Annotated in this window: 17 protein-coding genes and 1 tRNA gene; 12 read left to right on the forward strand and 6 right to left on the reverse strand. The window is 70.5% G+C overall.

Annotated features, from left to right (window positions below; all coding sequences use genetic code 11):
- The first annotated feature begins 13 nt into the window (after positions 1–13).
- Positions 14–922 carry a helix-turn-helix domain-containing protein gene (locus tag ACH4FH_RS08575; protein ID WP_398555008.1) on the forward strand — a complete coding sequence of 303 codons (909 nt, stop codon included), beginning with the start codon at positions 14–16 and terminating at the stop codon, positions 920–922.
- Between the two features lie 137 nt (positions 923–1,059).
- Here ACH4FH_RS08575 and ACH4FH_RS08580 read toward each other — a convergent pair whose 3' ends face one another.
- Entirely contained in the window at positions 1,060–1,875 is an 816-nt protein-coding gene (locus ACH4FH_RS08580) for an SAM-dependent methyltransferase (RefSeq protein WP_398555009.1), read from the reverse strand.
- A gap of 207 nt (positions 1,876–2,082) precedes the next feature.
- A complete protein-coding gene (locus ACH4FH_RS08585; RefSeq protein ID WP_398555216.1) occupies positions 2,083–3,054 on the reverse strand; it encodes a multicopper oxidase domain-containing protein in 972 nt (323 codons plus the stop codon).
- Between the two features lie 254 nt (positions 3,055–3,308).
- Between ACH4FH_RS08585 and ACH4FH_RS08590 the strand changes: the two genes are divergently transcribed.
- From ACH4FH_RS08590 to ACH4FH_RS08610, 5 genes are all read left to right on the forward strand, one after another.
- Entirely contained in the window at positions 3,309–5,816 is a 2,508-nt protein-coding gene (locus tag ACH4FH_RS08590) for a ThuA domain-containing protein (RefSeq protein ID WP_398555010.1), read from the forward strand.
- A complete protein-coding gene (locus ACH4FH_RS08595) occupies positions 5,816–8,041 on the forward strand; it encodes an OmpL47-type beta-barrel domain-containing protein (protein WP_398555011.1) in 2,226 nt (741 codons plus the stop codon). Before ACH4FH_RS08590 ends, ACH4FH_RS08595 begins: the two co-directional genes overlap by 1 nt.
- 285 nt (positions 8,042–8,326) lie before the next feature.
- Entirely contained in the window at positions 8,327–9,010 is a 684-nt protein-coding gene (locus tag ACH4FH_RS08600; RefSeq protein ID WP_398555012.1) for an ABC transporter ATP-binding protein, read from the forward strand.
- 452 nt (positions 9,011–9,462) lie between these two features.
- Complete coding sequence (locus ACH4FH_RS08605) at positions 9,463–9,711, forward strand: SCO4226 family nickel-binding protein (RefSeq protein ID WP_393891677.1); 249 nt, start codon at positions 9,463–9,465, stop codon at positions 9,709–9,711.
- 168 nt (positions 9,712–9,879) lie between these two features.
- Complete coding sequence (locus ACH4FH_RS08610) at positions 9,880–10,107, forward strand: hypothetical protein (protein ID WP_398555013.1); 228 nt, start codon at positions 9,880–9,882, stop codon at positions 10,105–10,107.
- Positions 10,108–10,169: 62 nt separating this feature from the next.
- On the opposite strand, the gene ACH4FH_RS08615 is transcribed toward ACH4FH_RS08610, so the two are convergent.
- Positions 10,170–10,631 carry an SCP2 sterol-binding domain-containing protein gene (locus tag ACH4FH_RS08615; RefSeq protein WP_398555014.1) on the reverse strand — a complete coding sequence of 154 codons (462 nt, stop codon included), beginning with the start codon at positions 10,629–10,631 and terminating at the stop codon, positions 10,170–10,172.
- Positions 10,632–10,716: 85 nt separating this feature from the next.
- Here ACH4FH_RS08615 and ACH4FH_RS08620 point away from each other — a divergent pair, with 85 nt between their 5' ends.
- Both ACH4FH_RS08620 and ACH4FH_RS08625 read left to right on the forward strand, forming a co-directional pair.
- Complete coding sequence (locus ACH4FH_RS08620) at positions 10,717–11,355, forward strand: TetR/AcrR family transcriptional regulator (RefSeq protein WP_398555015.1); 639 nt, start codon at positions 10,717–10,719, stop codon at positions 11,353–11,355.
- Positions 11,356–11,600: 245 nt separating this feature from the next.
- Positions 11,601–12,410, forward strand: a complete 810-nt coding sequence (locus ACH4FH_RS08625; RefSeq protein ID WP_398555217.1) for a class I SAM-dependent methyltransferase — start codon at positions 11,601–11,603, stop codon at positions 12,408–12,410.
- Positions 12,411–12,494: 84 nt separating this feature from the next.
- Here the strand turns inward: ACH4FH_RS08625 and ACH4FH_RS08630 are convergent, their stop codons facing one another.
- Positions 12,495–12,959, reverse strand: coding sequence for a DUF6314 family protein (locus ACH4FH_RS08630; protein ID WP_398555016.1), 465 nt, complete (start codon positions 12,957–12,959; stop codon positions 12,495–12,497).
- Between the two features lie 260 nt (positions 12,960–13,219).
- Between ACH4FH_RS08630 and ACH4FH_RS08635 the strand changes: the two genes are divergently transcribed.
- The 4 genes from ACH4FH_RS08635 (at position 13,220) to ACH4FH_RS08650 (ending at position 18,657) form a co-directional block, all read left to right on the forward strand.
- A complete protein-coding gene (locus ACH4FH_RS08635) occupies positions 13,220–14,689 on the forward strand; it encodes an aldehyde dehydrogenase family protein (protein WP_398555017.1) in 1,470 nt (489 codons plus the stop codon).
- Positions 14,686–16,254 (forward strand): APC family permease, encoded by a 1,569-nt coding sequence (locus ACH4FH_RS08640; protein ID WP_398555018.1) that lies wholly within the window; start codon positions 14,686–14,688, stop codon positions 16,252–16,254. Before ACH4FH_RS08635 ends, ACH4FH_RS08640 begins: the two co-directional genes overlap by 4 nt.
- A 34-nt stretch (positions 16,255–16,288) precedes the next feature.
- Entirely contained in the window at positions 16,289–17,863 is a 1,575-nt protein-coding gene (locus ACH4FH_RS08645; protein ID WP_398555019.1) for a GMC family oxidoreductase, read from the forward strand.
- Between the two features lie 80 nt (positions 17,864–17,943).
- Positions 17,944–18,657 (forward strand): nucleotidyltransferase domain-containing protein, encoded by a 714-nt coding sequence (locus tag ACH4FH_RS08650; RefSeq protein WP_398555020.1) that lies wholly within the window; start codon positions 17,944–17,946, stop codon positions 18,655–18,657.
- An 84-nt stretch (positions 18,658–18,741) separates the two neighbouring features.
- On the opposite strand, the gene ACH4FH_RS08655 is transcribed toward ACH4FH_RS08650, so the two are convergent.
- Positions 18,742–18,829: transfer RNA gene (locus ACH4FH_RS08655), tRNA-Leu, on the reverse strand.
- Between the two features lie 229 nt (positions 18,830–19,058).
- The gene (locus ACH4FH_RS08660) at positions 19,059–20,648 is read right to left on the reverse strand and encodes an aldehyde dehydrogenase family protein (protein ID WP_398555021.1); all 1,590 of its coding nucleotides are present in this window, start codon (positions 20,646–20,648) and stop codon (positions 19,059–19,061) included.
- Between the last annotated feature and the right edge of the window lie 19 nt (positions 20,649–20,667).

Raw genomic sequence — 20,667 nt, forward strand, 5'->3', positions numbered from 1 at the left:
CAGGGGAGTCTGCATGATCGCCGCGCAGCCGAGCAGCGAACCGTCTCTGCGCCGCTACCTTGAGCACCCGCGGGGCGGCCCGACCGTCCTGCGCATCGTGCTGGGCACGCAGCTGCGCAGGCTGCGTGAATCGGCCGGCATCACCCGCGAGGCCGCCGGTGACGCCATCCGCGGCTCACACGCGAAGATCAGCCGTCTCGAACTGGGACGGGTGGGTTGCAAGGAGCGGGATGTCGCCGACCTGCTGACGCTCTACCACGTCACGGACGAGTCCGACCGCGAGGTCTTCCTCACGCTCGCCCGCCGGACCAGTACACCCGGCTGGTGGCACCAGTACGGCGATGTGCTGCCCACCTGGTTCGAGACCCACATCGGCCTCGAAGAGGCCGCCTCCGTCATCCGTACATATGAAGTGCAGTTCGTGCCGGGCCTGTTGCAGACGGAGGACTACGCCCGTGCGGTGACGAAGCTTGGTCATCCGCGCGCCTCCGCTGAGGAGATCGAGCGTCGGGTCGCGCTGCGCGTCCAGCGGCAGGCCCTGCTGACCATCCCCGACGCGCCCCGCGTGTGGGCCGTGATCGACGAGGCGTCGCTCCGCCGCCCGCTCGGTGGGCCGGAGGTGATGGAGGGACAGCTGCGGCATCTGATGGCGATGGCGGAGCTGCCGAACGTCACGCTGCAGATCGCCCCGTTCAGCCTCGGCGGCCTCGCGGCCGCCGGTGGGCCGATCACCATCCTGCGGTTCCTGGAGCCGGATCTGCCGGACATCGTCTATCTGGAGCAGCTGACCAGCGCGCTCTACCTGGACAAGCGGGACGACGTAGATCACTACCTCGCCGTGATGGACCGGCTCAGCGCGCAGGCCGAGTCGCCCCGCGAGTCGATGGCGATGCTGGAGCGGTTGCTGAAGCAGGACACCTGAGTCGCGCGCCGGCAGGCAGCGTGATGCGGGTGGGAAGAGCCCGAAGGGACATCGCGGACGAAAGAGAGGCGGGCCCCTGAGGGGGCCCGCCTCTTCTTTTACGCGCTCGCTTTCGTCCCGGTCCGCCGCCGGGGTCGCTACGACTTGCGGGCGACGCCGCCGAACTCGATCCACTCCTTGGTGACCTGCTTGGGGCCGAGGTCCGCGTCCGGCCTCCAGGTGGAGACCTCCACCAGGCCCGGCTCCACGATCTCCAGGCCGTCGAGGAAACCGGCCAGCTCGTGCGCCTGGCGCACCCGGCCCCACCTGCCCTCGGTGCTGACGCGCATGAACTCCGTGACGAAGTCGCGGGTCGCCGCGTCCTCACTGACCAGCTGACACACCACCAGGAAGCTGCCGGGGGCGAGCCGGTCGGCGACACGTTTTATGAGGCCGGCCGGGTCGTCGGCGTCGGAGATGCAGTGCAGGACGGAGACGAACAGCGCGGCGACGGGCTCGTCGAAGTCGATCAGCCGTCGGACCTCGGGGCTGTCGAAGATGCCGTCGGTGTCCCGCATATCGGCCTGGATGACCGCGGTGTTGGCGTTCTCCTCCAGCAGCGCACGGCCGTGAGCCAGCACGATGGGGTCGTTGTCGACGTACACCACGCGGGACTGCGGATCGATCTGCTGCGCCACCTGGTGGACATTGTCCTGGGTCGGCAGACCTGATCCGTGGTCGATGAACTGCCGGATACCGTGTTCGCGGGCCAGCCAGCGCACCACGCGTTGCAGGAATCGCCGGTTGTTGATGGCCAGCACCTGGGTGCTCGGCACCACCTTGTTCAGCTCTTCGCAGGCCTCGCGGTCAACCGCGTAGTTGTCCTTGCCGCCGAGGTAGTAGTCGTACATCCGCGCCACGCTCGGGACGCTGACATCGACGGTACTGGACTGCGGTTGGGTTTCTTGGCTCATTCGACACATTCCCGTCGCTTCGACTCCACCGCCTTGAGGCAGCCGCCTGCCGCGCCACGACGGGGGCTGCGGCTCCTCCGGTGCAGCCCCCAACATACCCACCGAATGGCGGTTGTTGCAGGCGGGCGGCACAGTCAATTGCTCAGTTCGAGGGCCTGGCCGCCGACTTCACGCACCCCCTCGAACACCCGCTCCAATAAGGGGTGTTCAGCCCGCTCCGTCGTGGGACGCGTGTTCCTCGTGGCCACCATGGCCGGGAATCGACCCATCGGCTTTGGCGATCAGAAGGTGGCCCGCCATCCCCATGTCCGAGTGGCTCTGCACATGGCAGTGGTACATCCAGGCGCCGGCACCGACGCCCTCCCCCGAGATGATCTGAAAGCCGAAGGAGTCCGCCGGGCCGGTGATCTTGTTGTCGATGATCCGGCTGGGGTCGTCCGGGCCCTGGAGGAGCCCGGTGCGGTTGTCCGCCCAGCGATGACCGTGCACATGGAAGGTGTGGTAGTACTCGCCGTGCGTGATCATGATGATCTCGACGCGTTCGCCCACGGTTGCCTTGAAGTCGGGGCCGGTCTTCAGGTTGTTGATGGTCATGTCGTTGAAGACGATGGTGAACTGCTTGTCCGGCAGGGTGTCTCCGGCGCGGCGCACCACCACCGGCCCGTACATCCCGGCCCGGATGCCTCCGGTGCCGTGCTCGGTGCCCACGGCATGGTCGTGGTAGTGCCAGTAGCCCGCGCTGCCAGGCCGCCAGCTGCCGTCCTTGCGCCTGCCCGGAGCGTGCGTACGCCAGGTGTAGGTGCGGGTGCCACCGGGCTCGACGGTGCTGTGGCTCATCTTGGTGCCGTCGTTGGCCAGGTCGTAGTCGAGGCCGTGGACGTGCAGGCCCGTCTCGACCTCCATGGTGTTCTCGAACTCGATGTGCAGGGTGTCCCCTTCGACGAGCTCGATCAGCGGGCCGGGGACCGACGCCTTGCCCTTCTCCAAGCCGTAGCCGCGCTTCCCGTCGGGCAGCTTCTCGGCGTACAGCTTCATGCGCTTCACCGTGCCCGCAGCTGTCGCGCGCGCGTCGGCGGCCGCTGCGCCGGAGGCGGGTCCGGCGGCCGCGGCGGTGGAGCCGAGCGCCGCGACGGCAGCGCCGCCGGCCAGGAAGCGGCGGTTGAAGAGTCGTCTCGGCAGGGCGGGAGGTGGGGTGGGCTCGACTGCCTCGGTCATCGTGCTCCCATCGGCGAGTGCGCGGCACAGGGGTGCAAGGGGCGAGGGATGTGGGAGTGAAGTGGCGCGAAGTGAGCTGTCTGGACGGTAGCCGCAGGCTCTCGGTTTATCCACACTCAGGACAAAGTTCGTTGTCTCGCGGTCATAGCTCTTGGCGAGTCGCCAAAAGAGGTCTAGCTTCATCGGCTGTTGTGTGACCGATGAGGGATGGGTGGACCATGCGACGCACACCGCGTCAGGAACCCTCGCACCGAAGAGGGTTGAGCACCGGCAGACCGAAGTCCCGATATGGCTGGGCGGCCGGGATGATCGCCACAGCCGTCACCGCGGCCCTGCTCGGCGGTTCGCCCGCCGTGGCCGGGACCGCCCCCGAGCGGTCCGCCGCCCGGCTGAGCCTGCCGTCCCCACCGGGCGGCGAGAACGTACGCGTCCTGGTCTTCCACGCCTCGGCCGGCGACGAGCCGCCCACGGTGGACGCCGGCATCGCGGCCATCGAGAAGATCGGCCAACAGGGGTCGGCCGCAGAGCACTTCACCATCGAGGCGACCGCGGACGCCTCGGTCTTCACCAAGCCGCGGCTGGGCAAGTTCAACGCCGTCGTGTTCCTCACCGGCGGCGGCGACGTACTCGACCCCGACCAGGAGGCCGGCCTGGAGCGCTACATGGAGGCCGGCGGCGGCTTCCTCGGCATCCATGACGCGGCGCGCGCGGAGCCGTACTCGGACTGGTTCACCGGGCTGATCGGCGCCCGGCCCACCGGCTCCGGCCCGGCCGCGGCGCAACGCGCCACCGTCGAGGTCGGCGACCGCGCCAACCCCGCCACCAAGGACCTGCCCGTCCAGTGGAAGCGCCCCGACCGCTGGCTCAACTGGACGACCAACCCCAGCGGCACGGTGCACACGGTGGCCCGGGTGCGGGAGAACACCTACCAGCCGGGCACCGGCGCCAACGGCTGGGACCACCCCGTGTCCTGGTGCCGCGACTACGACGGCGGCCGCTCCTTCTACACCGCCATGGGCGGTACGGCCGACAGCTTCCAGGAGGCGGACTTCCGCAGCCACCTGCGGGGCGCCCTGCTGTGGACCACCCGGCTCGCACGTGCCGACTGCCAGGCGACCATCACCACCAACTACAAGGCGGAGCGGGTCACGTCACCCAACAAGCCGGGCAGCTCCGACCAGATCGGGGAGCCGCACGGGCTGGTGACGGCCAAGGACGGGCGGGTGTTCTACATCGGCCGTGGCGGCGGCGACGCGAGCACGCCGGTGGTCACCGACTGGAACAACCCCGAGGTCGGCAAGGGCGAGGGCACCGTCCACAGCTGGGACCCGAAGACCGGGAAGGTGACCCTCGCGGGCTCGGTGACCGTCTTCGGGAACAAGGGCGGCGGCGATGAACTGGTCAAGAACGAGGAGGGGTTGCTCGGCATCGAACTCGATCCGGACTTCCTCTCCAACGGCTGGATCTATCTCCACTACACCCCGCACTCCCGCATCGACCGCGACACGCAGATGGCCGAACGCCGGGTCTCCCGCTTCACCGTGAACCCGGCCACGAACAGACTGGACCTCTCCTCGGAGAAGGTTCTCCTCAAGTGGCCCGTGCAGATCCACAGTTGTTGCCACGCCGGCGGCGGCATGGCGTGGGACTCCGCACGCAACCTCTACATCGCCACCGGTGACAACAACTCCTCGCAGTTCAGCGATGGTTACTCCGGAAACAACCCGGAGCCCACCTACAAGGACGTCGCGTTCGCCGATGCCCGGCGCACCGCGGGCAACACCAACAACCTCAATGGCAAGATCCTGCGGATCCACCCCGAGCAGGACGGCACCTACACCCTGCCCGAAGGCAACCTCTTCTCCGGCAAGGAGACCGACGAGGGGGGCGGTAAGACCCGCGGCGAGATCTACGTGATGGGCGTACGCAACCCCTCCCGGATCTCCGTCGACAAGAAGACCGACACCCTGTACGCGGGGTGGGTCGGCCCGGACGCCGGTACACCGAGCCCGACCTGGGGTCCGGCGAAGTACGACACCTTCGCCGTCATCACCCACGCCTCCAACCGCGGCTGGCCGTTCTGCATGGGCAACGAGCAGCCCTACCGTGACCGCAACCTGCCCGACCCCTCCAAGCCGCTGGGCTGGTACGACTGCGACCACCTGAAGAACGAGTCGCCGCACAACGACGGCCTGGTCAACATCCCGCCCGCCGAGTCCAACAACATCTGGTACTCGCCGCAGGGTGGCGGCCCCGACTTCCCGCGCGACGCCGACGGCATCCCCAGCTACGAACTGTCCCAGCAGAAGCTGCTGCTCCCCTGGCTCAAGGGCGGCGGGCAGGCCGCGATGGACGGCCCGGTCTACCGCCATGACCCGGACAGCGCGAGCAAGGACGCCTGGCCCGCCTACTGGGACGGCAAGTGGTTCGTCGGCGACTTCTACGACGGCGAGCAGCCTCGGCACGCGGTCGTGATGGATCCGAAGACCGCGGGCAACGGCGGTCTGCCGGCGCACGCGGAGAGCCTCGACAAGATCATCCCGGTGGGCGCGGACGGCATCCGCAACCTCATGGGCTGGACCTTCGGGCCCGACGGAGCGCTCTACGTCCTGGACTACGGGCGCGGCTTCTTCACCTCCGACCCCAAGTCCGCGCTCTGGCGCATCACGTACAAGGGCGGCGAGCCCACCCCGTTGCCGCAGCATCTGGCCAGGAAGGCATCCTGATGAACCGGGGACACAGGAGATACCGGGAGTACCGCACGTACGGGAAGTACCGGAGAACATGGACAGCACTGCTGTCCGCCCTCGCCCTCGTCCTCGGCCTGGCCTCGGCGACCGCGTACGGTCAGCCCGCCCCGCAGCAGGCCGAGCAGATCCTGACCTGGACCGCGGGGGACGACATCACGAAGTACGCCTCCGCGCCCGCCACGGCGGTGGCAGGCAAGGCAACCATCGTCTTCGAGAACAGCGCGGCCACCGGCAACACGATGGGGATGCCGCACACGCTGACCTTCGTCACCTCTGATTCCGAGTACAACCAGGACGTCAGCCTCAATATCCTCGCCAATCCGGGCGACGCGGAGGGCGGCAAGCACACCGCCGAAGTCACCCTCACGCCGGGCAAGTACCGATACCACTGCACCATTCCGGGTCATGAGGGAATGCAGGGCGTGCTCGTCGTCACCGACGGCGGGGGCTCGGACACCACGGCACCCGAGACATCGGTGAAGCTCGACGGGCAGCAGAACGCCGACGGTGCGTACATCGGCAGCGCTACCGCCACGGTCACGGCGTCCGACGCCGGCTCCGGCGTCGACACCGTGGAGTACGCCCTGGACGACGGCGCCTACCAGCCGTACACCGCGCCCGTCGTGATCGACGAGATCGGCGCCCACACCCTTCGCTACCGCGCCACCGACAAGGCCGGCAACGCCGCAGCGGAGAAGTCCACCGCCTTCAGCGTGGCCTCACCGCCGACGGATGACACCACTCCGCCCGAGACGTCGGTGAAGCTCGACGGCGAACAGGACGCGGACGGCGCCTACATCGGGAGCGCGACGGCCACCGTCTCGGCCTCCGACACCGGCTCCGGCGTCAACACCATCGAGTACGCCCTGGACGACGCCGCCTACCAGCCGTACACCACCCCGGTCATGGTCCACGACGCCGGCGCCCACACCCTCCGCTACCGCGCCACCGACAAGGCCGGCAACGCCGCACCGGAGAAGTCCACCGCCTTCACCGTCGTCACCCCGCCCGCCGAGGACACCACACCGCCCGAGACGACCGCCGAGGTCACCGGCGACAAGAACTCCGACGGCAACTATCTCGACCGGGCCACCGTCACCCTCACCGCCACCGACGGCGAGTCCGGCGTGGCGAAGACCGAATACGCCCTGGACGGCGGCCCCTTCCTGGCCTACACGGCGCGGGTCGTGGTGGACCGGGCCGGCCGGCACACCGTCGCCCACCGCGCCACCGACGAGGCCGGCAACACCTCGGAGGCCCGGACGGTGGCGTTCACGATCGCCCCGGGCGGCGGCGTGCCCGCGCCCAACTGCCCGGAATGGGACGAGCGGCTGACCGTCATCGTCGGCACCGTCAACACCGGCATCCCCAACCGCATGACCGGCAACCGATGCACCGTCAACGAGCTGATCGAGGACGAGAAGGACTGGTCCTCCCAGGCCCTCTTCCTCAAGCACGTCCGCGCAGTCACCGACCGTCTGCGCGCCGACGGGGTCCTCGACGACCGTGAGTGCAAGACCGTCAACCGGGCCGCCAAGCAGTCCGGTATCGGCACCCCCGGGCAGCACACCGGCTACCGCGACCTCTTCGACGGCACCCGGGAGTCCTTCGACCGGTGGCAGCAGGTCGGCGGCGGCTCCTTCTCGCTCGGCGAGGACGGCACCATGACCAGTTCCTCCTCCGTTCCCGGCATGGGCATGCTGTGGTTCCCGCAGCGCACCTACGACGACTTCTCGCTCAAGCTCCAGTTCCGGGACGACGCGCCCGGCACCGGGAACGCCAACAGCGGAGTGTTCGTGCGCTTCCCGAACGTGCACGACCACCCCGAGGAGTCCCGGCCGGAGTGGGTCGCCATCAAATACGGCCATGAGATCCAGATCCTCGACCGCCCCGACGGCGACATGTACAAGACGGGGTCGGTCTACGGCTTCGACCGCGTGGGCCTCGGGGGCGCCGGCGTCACGCCCAAGGGCACCTGGAACGACTACGAGATCCGCGTGACCGGCCAGCACTACGCCGTCTACCGCAACGGCGTGCTGCTCAACGAGTTCGACAACACCGGCGGCCAGGAATTCAGTCCCCCGCGAGGCGACGACCCCGGAACCGACGGCCGCCGCTACGCCTCCGGCTACATCGGACTCCAGGTCCACAGCGAAACCGACGTCATCTCCTACCGCAACATCCGCATCCAGGAGCTATAGCCCCCGGCCCCGACATCACGACGACCGCGCCGCAGGCCGGGCTGCCTCATCCGCAGCCCGGCCTGCGGCGCGATCCGTAGCGACCGGGTGGGGGAGCAGGACCCACGCCCCGCCCGGTCGCGCTTTCTCATCGGGCTCTCACCCGGCCCTCAGCGAGCCGTCACACCCCCTCCGTACGGTCGTCCCACGCCCCCGGTCCGCCCGGTTCTCCCCAGCCGGCACCCGACCGCGACCCCGTACCACCGCCGCTGGGCCCACCCGGCCGGCGGCAGCCAGAGGAGACCCGTGTACCACCTGACCGGCGTGACCAAGTGCTATCGGAGCGCGCAGGGCCCCGTACGGGCGCTGGACGGGGTCGGGCTCTGGATCGAGGACGGGGACACGCTGGTGGTCCAGGGGCCGGCAGGGGCGGGCAAATCGACCCTGCTGCGCGTTCTGGGCGGGGTGGAAAGGCCCACCCGCGGCAGCGTCGAACTGAACGGCACGGACCTTGCCACGGTGACCGAGGCGCGGCTGGCCCGGATCCGCGCCGAGTCCATCGGGACCGTGCCGCACGACGGCGGTCTCGCGCCGGGCCTCTCCGCCCGGGAGAACGTGGCGGGCGCCCTGGTGCCGCTGCGGCTGCGTCCCGCGGACCGCGGGGAACTGGCCGACGAGGTTTTGGAGAAGGTGGGCCTCGGCACTCGACGTCACAGCCTGCCATCGGAGTTGGGTGAAGGGGACCGGCGGCGTGTGGCGTTGGCGCGGGCCCTGGTGAAGCGTCCGGCCGTGCTGCTGGCGGATCAGCCGACGGCCGGCCTGGGAGCTGCGGACCGCGACGGCCTGGCCGCCCTGCTCGAAGGGCTGTGGGACGAGCACCGGCTGACGTGCGTCGTGGTCACCGAGGACGACGCGCTCGCCCGGCGGGCGCCCCGGCTCGCGACAATGGTCCACGGGCGGGTGACCGCGATCGCCCGCTGCGCCGGATGAGGCACTCCGGGCCGGTACGGGCCGCCACCTCGCCACTCAGGGGCGGCGGCCCGTTCCGTCCCCGGCGACACCCGGCGCCGGGCACGCACCGCGGGAACGGGCCCGGCCCACCGAGAGGTAGTGGGCCGCTCCCGTGCCGCCTCCGGACCGTGGTCACCCGACCAACACCCTTGGCGGAGCGGAGCGTTGTTTCGGTTCGCCTACCACGTCCGCCTCGCTTTACACCTTGCCGCTCGGGGCGCCCTCCGCGACCGCACGCCGAGGCGGCAGCGCGAATCGGCGTGTATCGGCGCGGCCGGAGTGCGTACCCGGCCCTGTACGGACCGTCGAGGCGCCCTTCGGGAAGGTACCCGCGGGGCCGGGCCCCGCGGGGCGAACATCCCCCTCCGGCGCAATCGGATGCACCATGGAAGGAGGGGTGGCCGCGTCTGTCAGTCGGAGGAGTGAGACCGATGGCCAAATTCATGGACATCCACCGCGGGATGAAGGACATCACGGCCGCGCAGCTCAAAGAGGCGCACGAGGCCGATCTCGCCATCGAGAACGAGGAGAACGTCCACTTCGAGCACGCCTGGGCCGACCCGACGTCCGGCGACGTCTTCTGCCTGTCCGAGGCTCCCTCGGCAGAAGCGGTGCAGCGCATCCACACCCGCACCGGCCACGCGGCGGACGAGATTCACGCGGTGCCGCTCATGATCTGAGCCTGTCCGGCCGGCGAAGAGCGCAATCCCGTACGGCCCGAGCAACGGCGCGGCGTCCGGCCCGTCCGGCGGTACGGGGCGGCACGACACGGGTGGCCCGGAACAGCTCCTGTGGCCGGATCCGTGCGTCCGGCTGCGGCGCGGGCGGCTACCGAGCAGGCTGGGGGCATGCGCGGCCAAGCTCCGATCGTGGTCCACCGCCCTTCCCCCACCGGCGGGCGGCGGGTCACTGTGCGTGAACAGATCCTCGGCCTCGCCCATGACGACCAGGACCTGATCGAGTTCCTGCGCCGGGCAGGGGTGGCCGAACCCGGGGAGATCCTCGACGATCCGCTGTGGGTGGAGTGGCGGGACGGGCCTGCCCACGAGTACGGGCGAGCGTCCGGCCCCCGGTGATCGCAGCGGGCCGCATCGCCCGCCGCGCCTGGCCGTACCCGCGTCCCGCCCCGCGCCGCCCCTCAGGCTTTCGGGATGTCGAAGTAGCGGTTCAGTGCGGCGGCCAGGGCGAGGTCACCGGACACCTTGAGCCTGCGGGTGAGGAGCATCGTCATCGGGTTGCCGTTGCCGGAGACGAGCTTGAGGAACTCGACGTCCGCCATGGTCAGCGTCAGCCGCGGCTCGGTGTCCGTACGCCCCTTGCGCACGGCGCACTCGCCGTCCGCGAGGGTGGTCTCGTAGACCACCCGGGACTCGCCGGTGATCTGCCAGCGGATGACGGCCGTCACCGTCCCGGCTGCCTCCGGCCGGAACTGACGGCTCATCCGGCCGAAGACCTCCGCGAGCACCCGCGTACGCAGCTCGCCCTTGGCCAGCTCGGAGATCTGGCGGGTGGTCAGCCCCTTCACGATGCGCGCGAACTCCTGCGGGGTGACGCTCGCGAAGTCGAGCGCGGCCAGCTGCGCGCGCACATCGTCGGCCACGGAACTCTCCTTACCCAACCGGCCCTACCGAGCCGTAAACTTACTAAAGAGTAAGTTTACGCGGGTGGTGGATAGGCTGGCAAGGATGAGCGATACACGCAGGCGACGCATCCCCCGGCCGGTCCGGGAACAGCAGATCATCGACGCGGCGATCCAGGTCTTCGCCAAACGCGGCTACCACGCCGCCGCGGTCGACGAGATCGCCGAGCTGGCCGGCATCTCCAAGCCGATGGTCTACCTCTACCTCGACTCCAAGGAAGGACTGTTCCTCGCCTGCCTGCGGCGCGAGGCGGGCCGCCTGGTGGCCGCGTTCCAGGCCGCGGCGGGTGAGGCCCACTCCCCCGAACTCCGCCTGCGGGCCGGCCTGCTGGCCTTCTTCACCTTCGTCACCGAGCACCGCGGCAGTTGGGTGATACTGCACCGCCAGGCCGCGGAGCTGAGCCCGGCCATCGCGGCTGAGGTGGCGTGCGGGCGGCGGGCGGTCATGGCGGAGGTCGCCGGGCTGGTCCAGGACGGCGTCGCGGACAGCGCGGCCCGACCGGCCGCCGAGGAGGCCGACTTCGTGGCCCACGCCCTGGTCGGCGCCGCGGACACCCTCACCGACTGGATGGCGCGGCACCCCGAGGAGTCCCCAGAGCGGATCACTCTGCGCCTGATGAACATGGTGTGGGTCGGGATGCGCAATGTGCTCGACGGCGAGGTCTGGACCCCGGCGGAGGGCTAGACCGGCGTGGTGACGGTGGGCCCCGCCTGGCTCCGCGGTTGCCGGGACCTCCCCGCTGACGGCCCTGCGGTCTGGTGGGCGCGGCCGGGGGGCCGGTAGAAGGGAGGATGACCACAGAGAAGAGTGAGCCGTTGACCGGGGCCGCGCCGGGGGGTGCGGCGACGCCCGCAACCGGTACGGCTCCCGAGAACGGCCCCCAGACGCGTACGGCACCGACCGCCGCGCAGTCGCCGACCACGGAGGGCATGCTGCGGGCCAATCAGGCCAACTGGGACGCCCGCACCCCCGTCCACGTGGCCAGCGAGTTCTACGGCCTGGACGGCTCCAGGACCGCCGACGACTGGTTCGCGCCATTCGAGTGGACCGATCTGGGCGACCTGTCCGGACGGGACGTCCTGCACCTGCAATGCCATCTGGGCACCGAGACCGCGGCGTTCGCGGAGCGGGGCGCGCGCACCGTGGGTCTGGACTTCTCCGCGGCGGCGGTCGCGGAGGCGCGGCGGCTCGCCGACGAGGCGGGCCGGGACGTGGAGTTCGTCCGGTCCGACGTGCACCGGGCGGCCGACGCCCTCGGGGACCGCCGGTTCGACGTGATCTACACCGGTAAGGGCGCGCTGTGCTACCTGCCGGATCTGACCGCCTGGGCCGGCGTCGTCAGCTCCCTCCTGCGGCCGGGCGGGACCTTCTACCTCGTGGAGTTCCACCCGCTGCTGGACGCCCTGGGCCCGACCCCGGGCGCGGAACGGCAAGATCTCCTGCTGCGTCACGACTACTTGGGCGGACGCGGTCCCCTCAGGAGCGACTCACCGTGCACCTACACCGACGGCCCACCCGTGACGGGCGCGACGACGAGCTACGAGTGGCGGCACGGCATCGGCGAGGTCGTCTCGGCCGTGGTCGGCGCGGGTCTGACCGTTCAGGTGGTACGGGAGACCGAGCTGCTGCCCTGGAAGCGTTTCCCCTCGATGGTCCCGTCGGACAACGGCTGGTGGCGCCTGCCACCGTCGGAGCCGATCATTCCGCTGCTGTACGCGGTGCGCGCGGTGAAGGGGTGACCGCACCAGCGCCCCCGCGCCCCGCCCGCACACCTGAGGGGATGCGCGGGGCGCCGCTACGCGACGCGTCGTCGCGCCGGTGCTTCAGTCCCCTGCCCGCCGGTAGACCGACCGCAGCAGCTGATCCTTGGCCGGGCCCCCGACCCGCCACTGCAGGTGCCACTCGTCCGGTGCGACAACGGTGAACGTCCCCTCGTACCGGTCCGCGGCGCAGGGGTGGGCGGCGGTCCACCGGCCGGTGCGCAGGTCCAGGTCGTGGAAGGGCCGCCCGTCGGCGAAGTCGACCTCCGCGGTGCCGTCCGGCAGGGGGCGCAGCCGGAGGGTCCGGCTCGCCGGATGCACCACACCGCCCCAGGTCAGCTCGCCTTCCTCCAGGTGCAGCAATGCTTCACCCGCGGGACCGGGGCGGAACTCGGCCGTGCCGCGAAAGCTGCCCTCGGTGCCCCCACGCAGGTCGTACACGGCGCGTTCGATGCGCCAGCGGCCTGCGAGGTAGGCCGCGGCGTCGGGGACCGGGAGGACGGGGCCGGGGCCGGGCGCGGTGGACATGCCTTCCATTGTCCCGGCCGGGCAGCTACGTCTCACAGCCCCCCGCGGCGACCGGCGGTGACGCCGGGAGGCACCACCGGTTCGGACCCCGCCCGGCCCTTCGTATCGTGCGGCCTTGCGGGACCGGCCTTACTCTCGGTGCAGAGATCGTCACCGAGGTCCGCCCCGCCGGGCCGGCCGGCGTCCCGGCGGCCGTGCGTCGCCCGTCGGGTACCGCGCAGGCCGCAGGCACCTACGAGACCGGAGACCGGAGGCATCACATGCCGGAGCTGTTCATCGGCGGTCAGTGGACCGCTGCCGCCGACGGGCAGGTGCGCGAGATCCGCTGCCCGGCGGACGGCACGCTGGTCGCGACCATCGACGAGGGCGGGCCGAAAGACGCCGCAGCAGCGATCACCGCCGCCCGTACGGCCTTCGACGACGGGCCCTGGCCACGGACACCGGTCGCCGAGCGCGGCCGGCTTGTACTGCGCGTCGCGGACCTGCTGGAGCGTGACAAGGCCGCTCTGGCCAGGGAAGAGTCGCTGGACACCGGGAAGCGCCTGGTCGAGAGCGAATACGACATGGACGACATCGCCAACTGCTTCCGCCACTTCGGCAATCTCGCCGCGGCCGGCGGTACCGACCGGGTCGTGGACACGGGCATCGGGGAGGTCGAGAGCACGGTGCGGCACGAGCCGGTCGGCGTCTGCTCGCTGATCACGCCGTGGAACTATCCGTTGCTCCAGACCGCCTGGAAGGTGGCTCCGGCCCTCGCCGCCGGCAACACCATCATCCTCAAGCCCAGCGAGCTGACGCCCCACACGTCCATCCACCTCATGCGCCTGCTGGCCGAGGCGGGGCTGCCGGACGGCGCCGCCAACCTGGTGCTCGGCACGGGCCCCGTCGTGGGCGCCCCGCTCACCACCGACCCGCTGGTGGACATGGTGTCCTTCACCGGCGGTCTGCTCACCGGCCGGCGCATCATGGCCGCCGCGGCGCCGACCGTGAAGAAGATCGCCCTCGAACTGGGCGGCAAGAACCCCAACATCGTCTTCGCCGACGCCGAGTTCGAGACCGCCCTCGACTACGCGCTGATGGCGGTCTTCCTGCATTCCGGGCAGGTCTGCTCGGCGGGGGCCAGGCTGCTCGTGCAGGACGAGCTGCACGACGCGTTCGTCGACGAGCTGGTCTCCCGGGCCCGGCGCATCCGGCTGGGCGGGCCGTTCGACGAGCACGCGCGGACCGGCCCGCTGATCTCCGCCGCGCACCGGGAGAAGATCGAGGCGTATGTGGCCGCGGGCCTGGACGAGGGCGCCGTACTGCTGTGCGGCGGCTCGGCACCCGACGACCCGTCATTGGCGGACGGGTTCTACTACCTGCCGACCGTGCTCGACGAGTGCACCCCGGACATGTCCGTCGTGCGCGATGAATCGTTCGGCCCGGTGCTGACCGTCGAGCGGTTCCGCGACGAGGAGGAGGCGATCTCCCTCGCCAACGACACCATCTACGGCCTGGCCGGCGCCGTCTGGACGCAGGACAGCGGGCGCGCCCGGCGGGTCGCCTCCCGGCTGCGCGCCGGAACGGTGTGGATCAACGACTTCCACCCGTACGTTCCGCAGGCCGAATGGGGCGGCATGAAGCAGTCCGGCGTAGGACGCGAGCTGGGTCCGGCGGGCCTGGCGGAGTATCAGGAAGCCAAGCACGTCTGGCGCAACACCGCGCCGCAGCCGCAGAGGTGGTTCGAGTGACCGACCCAGGTTCCGAACCCGTCCGCCCGGGCACCCGGGCGGACGGGACACACGACGACGACTCGCTCGCCGAACTCGGCTACAAGCCCGAACTCAAGCGCACCCTCGGCAACTTCCACACCTTCGCCGCGGGGATCAGCTACATCTCGATCCTCACCGGCACCTTCCAGCTGTTCTACTTCGGCGTGAGCTTCGGCGGCCCGGCGTACTGGTGGTCGTGGCCGATGGTCTTCGTCGGCCAGCTGATGGTGGCCCTGTGCTTCTGCGAGCTGGCCGCCCGGTACCCGGTGGCCGGGTCGATCTACAACTGGTCCAAGAAGCTGGGCGGGCCGCACATCGGCTGGCTCGGCGGCTGGATGATGCTGACCGCCACCATGGTCTCGTTGTCCGCCGTCGCCCTCGCCTACCAGGTGACGCTGCCGCAGATCTCGTCGTGGTTCCAGTTCATCGGCGACGGCACCGGCAAGACCGACGCCGCGGCCAACGCCGTACTGCTGGGCTCCGTGCTCGTCGCGTTCACCACGCTGGTCAACGCGTTCGGTGTGAAATTGATGGCGCGGATCAACTCGGCGGGCGTGGCGATCGAGCTGATCGCCGCCGTCATCCTGATCATTCTCCTCGCCGCGCACGTCACCCGCGGCCCCAGCGCGCTTCTCGAGACCAACGGCCTGGGCAAGGGCGACCAGCTGGGCTACTTCGGTGCCTTCCTGACCGCCGCCCTGGCCTCCGCCTACGTCATGTACGGCTTCGACACGGCCTCGTCGCTCGGTGAGGAGTCCAAGAACCCGGGCCGCAACGCGCCGCGGGCGATCCTGCGCGCGTTGATCGCCTCCTTCATCATCGGCGGCCTCATCCTGCTCTTCGCGCTGCTGGCGGTGCCCGATCTGCAAGCCAAGCAACTGTCGGTGGACGGCCTGCAGTACGTGGTGCTCTCCACGCTCGGCTCGACGATCGGACAGATCGTGCTGTGGTGCGTGGTCATCGCCATCACCGTGTGCGAGCTCGCGGTGCACACCGCCGGCATCCGGCTGGCGTTCGCGATGGCACGGGACAACAACCTTCCCGCGGCGTCCCTGCTCGCCAAGGTCAGCCCCCGCTTCCAGACGCCGGTGCTGCCCGCCGTCGTCATCGGCCTGGTGGCGGTCGGCATCCTCGTCATCAACATCAACCAGCCGCAGATCTTCTCTGTCATCACCAGCATCGCGATCATCATGATCTACCTGGCGTATCTGCTGGTCACTCTTCCGATGCTGTACCAGCGGCTGCGCGGCAACTGGACCCCGGTCGAAGGGAATTTCTCCCTCGGCAAGTTCGGGCTCCCGGTGAACATCCTGGCCGTGCTGTGGGGCGCCGCGATGTCCCTCAACCTCGCCTGGCCGCGCGCCACCGTCTACAACGCGACCGGCCCGCAGCACTGGTACCTGCGCTGGGGCGCCTTCCTCTTCATCGGCGTCGTGGGCCTCGGCGGATTCGCCTACTACTGGTTCGTCCAGCGCAAGCGCACGGGAGTGCTGGCCGGCCACGCCGCCGACATCCCCGACCCCACCACCCCCAAGAAGCCCTGAGCTGGCGACAGCACCAAGCCCCGAGAGGCCCCCCGTGGACGACACCCGTTCGGACAACGCACCGCTGGACACGTTCGACTACGTCGTCGTCGGCGGCGGTACGGCAGGCGCCGTCGTGGCGGCACGGCTCAGCGAGGACCCCTCCGTCACCGTCTGCCTGCTGGAAGCCGGCCCGTCCGACGTCGACGACGACAACATCCTGCGTCTCGACAAGTGGATGGGGCTGCTCGAATCGGGCTACGACTGGGACTACCCGGTCGAACCGCAGGCCAACGGCAACAGCTTCATGCGGCACGCCCGCGCCAAGGTGCTGGGCGGCTGCTCGTCGCACAACTCCTGCATCGCCTTCTGGGCGCCGGCCGAGGACCTCGACGAGTGGGCCGCGTCCGGCTGTACGGGCTGGAGCGCGGCCGACTGCTTCCCGCTCTACCAACGCCTGGAGACCAACGACGCCCCGGGCGATCACCACGGCCGCACCGGCCCGGTGACGCTGCGCAGCGTCCCGCCCCGCGACCCGTGCGGCGTCGCCCTCCTGGAGGCGTGCGCGGCGACCGACATTCCGACCACGCCCTTCAACACCGGCCGAACCGTCATTCGCGGCGCCAACTGGTTCCAGATCAACTGCCGCCCCGACGGCACCCGCTCGTCCGCGTCCGTCTCCTATCTGCACCCCGTCATGGGCAGCCGGCCGAACCTGGACGTACGCACCGGACTCCAGGCGAAGCAGCTGGTGTTCGACGACGACCTGCGCTGCACCGGCGTCGACTACCTCGCGCCCGACCTGGTCCACACGCGCCGGATCGGCGCCCGCCGCGAGGTCATCGTCTCCTGCGGCGCCATCGACACCCCCAAGCTGCTGATGCTCTCGGGCATCGGCCCGGCCGGGCATCTGCGGGAGGTCGGCATCGAGACGCTGGTCGACTCCCCCGGTGTCGGCTCCTACCTCCAGGACCACCCGGAGGGCGTGATCATGTGGGACGCGAAGCAGCCCATGGTCAGCTCCTCCACCCAGTGGTGGGAGATCGGCATCTTCGCCGACACCGAGCCCGGCCTGGACCGGCCGGACCTGATGTTCCACTACGGCTCGGTGCCCTTCGACATGAACACCTACCGCCGGGGCTACCCCACCTCGGAGAACGCCTTCTGCCTCACGCCGAACGTCACCCGCGCCCGCTCGCTGGGCACGGTCCGGCTGCGGACCCGCGACTTCCGCGACAAGCCCAAGGTCGACCCCCGCTACTTCACCGACGAACACGACGTCCGCGTGATGACCTACGGCCTGCGGCTCGCCCGCGAGATCGTCGCCCAGTCCCCGATGGCGGACTGGGCCGGCGCCGAGCTGGCCCCCGGCCCCGACGTACGCTCCGACGCCGAACTCCTCGACTACATCCGCACCACCCACAACACCGTCTACCACCCCGCCTGCACCGTCCGGATGGGTGCCGCGGACGACTTGGGAGTCCCGCTCGACCCTCATCTGCGGGTCAAGGGCGTCAGCGGCCTGCGAGTCGCCGACGGTTCGGTGATGCCGTTCCTGCCGGCGGTGAACCCGTGCATCACCACGATGATGATCGGCGAGAAGTGCGCGGACCTCATCCGCGGCGCCTGACGACCACCGGCACCACCTCTCCGGCACGGCCGTGGCATCTATCATTCGCCCATGGCCAACTCCCCCTCATCCACCCGGACATGAGGATCGCCGATCCGGTGGCCGCGGCCCGCGACGTCGTACGGGCGCATCATCCGCACGCCCGCGCCGCGTTCCTCGGCGGCAGCGCGCCCACCGCGCGCCGTACGCACACGTCCGACCTCGACATCGTCGTCGTGCTGGGCGGCGACCCGGCCCCGTCCCGGCACAGCTTCCGGCACGCCGGATGGCCGGTCGAGCTGTTCGCGCACACGGAGCGGACCTGGCGCGCGTTCATCGAGCGCGAGACCGCCGCACGCCGCTCGCCACTGCTGTGGATGTGCGCGGCGGGCGTGCTGCTCCACGACGGGGACGGCATCGGCGAGCGCCTGGCCGAGGAAGCGCGGGCCCGGGCCGCGGCCGGTCCACCCCCGGTGACCGCCGCGGAGCTGGACGACCGCCGCTACGCCCTCACCGACCTCCTCGACGACCTCGCAGGCTGCGCGGCGGACATCGAGCGGCTCTTCGTCGTCACCGAGCTCGCCCGCCGTACCGGCGAACTCGTGCTGCTACGGCACGGCGCGTGGCTCAGCGGCGGCAAATGGCTGGCCCGTCGGCTGGAGGACGTCGATCCCGGCTTTCCGGAGCGTCTGCGCTCCGCGGTCCGCGCCGCCCTGGACGGCGGATCCGGCCCCCTCGTCGCGCTGGTCGACGAGGCGCTCCGGCCGGTCGGCGGACGTCTCCGGGAGGGCTATCACCGGCAGGGAACGCCATGAACGGCCGGCCGCGCGGAACGCGTGCCGCTCTTCCGATGCCGTCGCCAAAAAACAGAAAAACCCCAGATCAACTGGGGTTCTCGCTGGTGTCCGAGGGGGGACTTGAACCCCCACGCCCGATAAAGGGCACTAGCACCTCAAGCTAGCGCGTCTGCCATTCCGCCACCCGGACTAGGTGTCATCGACGCGGGGCGTTCCCCGCGGCGACATGGACAACAATACCAAGGTTTCGGAGTGCCCTTCACCTGCGTATCCGCGCGCCACATAACCATGTTTTATGGGCGATAGGGGGCAAAGTATACGCCGCCCCGCGCCCGCGGGCAGGGGGGCGGCAGCCGCTCGCCGGGGTCGACGGGCGGCTGCTGCTCGGTCCGGTGCCGCACCGGCGCGGGCCGGGTCCGCTACGGCATGAGGTGGTAGTCGGGGAAGTTGCCCGGCAGCCGTTCGGTCTCCGGCCCCTCCGTCACCGCCTTGACCAGGAGTTCACCGCCGACGAAGGCGCCGCTCCAGGAGTTGCCGAAGCCGCCGAAGAGCTCCTCGCGGTCACCTCGGGAGCGGGGCTTGCCGTGACCGACCTTGAAGGCGCGGATCTGCGGGGCGAGGCGCTCGTAGGTCTCCTGATCGTCGCAGGACAGGCTGGCCACCAGGGCGCCGTTGCTGGCGTTCATGGCGGCGAGGAGTTCGGCCTCGGTATCGACGAGAACGATGGTGTCGACGGGGCCGAAAGGCTCGGCGTGGTGCAGGGGGGAAGCCGACGGCGGGGCCAGCAGGGTGGTCGGCGGGAAGTAGGCGGAGGTGTCCTGCGAGGGCAGGAAGCGCCCTTCGGCAAGGCTGCCCCGGTGGAGGGGGACGGCGCCGCGGGAGATCGCCTCGGTGGTGAGGTCGGCGAGTTCCTTGGCCTTGGTGGCGTTGATCAGCGGGCCGAAGTCGAGTTCGGGAAGCGGATCGTCGGGGGCGGCCACGGCCAGCGGGTGGCCGAAGCGGACGCTGCGTACCGCCGGGAGGTAAGCGGTGAGGAAATCGGCGAAGGCGGCGCGCTGGACGACGAAACGGGGGTAGGCGGTGCAGCGCTGCTTGGCGTAGTCGAACGTCTTGCGGATCAGGGGGGTCAGGGCGGCCCAGTCGGTGTAGTTCCAGATACCCCAGGTGTTGAGGCCCTCTTGTTCGAGGATGTGGCGCTTGCCCAGGTCGGCGACGGCGGTGGCGACGCGGGCGCCGGTGTCGCGGCCGCCGACGAAGGAGACGCAGCCGATCTCCGGCGAGCGGACCAGGGCCGGGGACAGCTCCCGACCGCTGCCGCTGACGAGGGTGGCCGGGACGCCCTCGCGGGCGGCCAGCGCGCAGGCCAGGGTCAGGCAGGACACGCCGCCGTCGGTGGGGGTCTTGGCGATCACGGCGTTGCCGGCCAGTGCCTGGATGAGCATCGCGTGGATAAGGACTGACATCGGGTAGTTCCAGCTGGCGATGTTGCTGACCGGGCCCGGCAGCGGGGTGCGGCCGGTGAGCATCCGGTCGATCTCGGACACGTACCAGCGGACACCGTCGATGGCGCGGTCGACATCGGCCTGCGCCAGCTTCCAGGGCTTGCCGATCTCCCAGACGAGGAGGAGGGCGAGCAGTTCGCGGTGTTCGGTGAGGGCGTCGAGGGTCGCGGAGATGCGCGCCTTGCGTTCGGCGAGCAGGATGTGGCGCCAGGCCCGGTGCTGGTCGAGGGAGGCGCGGACGGCGCGCAGCGCGGCGTCCGCGTCGAGGCGGGGCGGGCCGGCGATGGGGGTGCCGTCCACGGGACTGGCGGCGGGCAACGGGTGGCCGTCCGGCTGCCATTGCCCGTCCCAGAGGTTGCGGACATGGTCGTCGCCGAATGCCTCGGGGGCGGCGGCGAGGCTGCGCTCCCAGGCGTCCCGCCAGGAAGTGCCGGGTTTCAGGCTGCGGGGTGGGTCCGCGGACGGGGTCGTCTGCGGGTCGGGGGTCGTACTGCGGGTGGGTGCCATCGTTCGTCTCCGCTCTCGG

The organism is Streptomyces sp. NPDC017993, assembly GCF_044328065.1.
Classification (GTDB): Bacteria; Actinomycetota; Actinomycetes; order Streptomycetales; family Streptomycetaceae; genus Streptomyces.

Coding starts and splice junctions, on each gene's coding strand:
- ACH4FH_RS08660 (WP_398555021.1), bottom strand. CDS start 20,648: ATGGCACCCACCCGCAGTACGACCCCCGACCCGCAGACGACCCCGTCC.
- ACH4FH_RS08590 (WP_398555010.1), top strand. CDS start 3,309: ATGCGACGCACACCGCGTCAGGAACCCTCGCACCGAAGAGGGTTGAGC.
- ACH4FH_RS08580 (WP_398555009.1), bottom strand. CDS start 1,875: ATGAGCCAAGAAACCCAACCGCAGTCCAGTACCGTCGATGTCAGCGTC.
- ACH4FH_RS08630 (WP_398555016.1), bottom strand. CDS start 12,959: ATGTCCACCGCGCCCGGCCCCGGCCCCGTCCTCCCGGTCCCCGACGCC.
- ACH4FH_RS08625 (WP_398555217.1), top strand. CDS start 11,601: ATGCTGCGGGCCAATCAGGCCAACTGGGACGCCCGCACCCCCGTCCAC.
- ACH4FH_RS08595 (WP_398555011.1), top strand. CDS start 5,816: ATGAACCGGGGACACAGGAGATACCGGGAGTACCGCACGTACGGGAAG.
- ACH4FH_RS08605 (WP_393891677.1), top strand. CDS start 9,463: ATGGCCAAATTCATGGACATCCACCGCGGGATGAAGGACATCACGGCC.
- ACH4FH_RS08610 (WP_398555013.1), top strand. CDS start 9,880: ATGCGCGGCCAAGCTCCGATCGTGGTCCACCGCCCTTCCCCCACCGGC.
- ACH4FH_RS08575 (WP_398555008.1), top strand. CDS start 14: ATGATCGCCGCGCAGCCGAGCAGCGAACCGTCTCTGCGCCGCTACCTT.
- ACH4FH_RS08635 (WP_398555017.1), top strand. CDS start 13,220: ATGCCGGAGCTGTTCATCGGCGGTCAGTGGACCGCTGCCGCCGACGGG.
- ACH4FH_RS08650 (WP_398555020.1), top strand. CDS start 17,944: ATGAGGATCGCCGATCCGGTGGCCGCGGCCCGCGACGTCGTACGGGCG.
- ACH4FH_RS08620 (WP_398555015.1), top strand. CDS start 10,717: ATGAGCGATACACGCAGGCGACGCATCCCCCGGCCGGTCCGGGAACAG.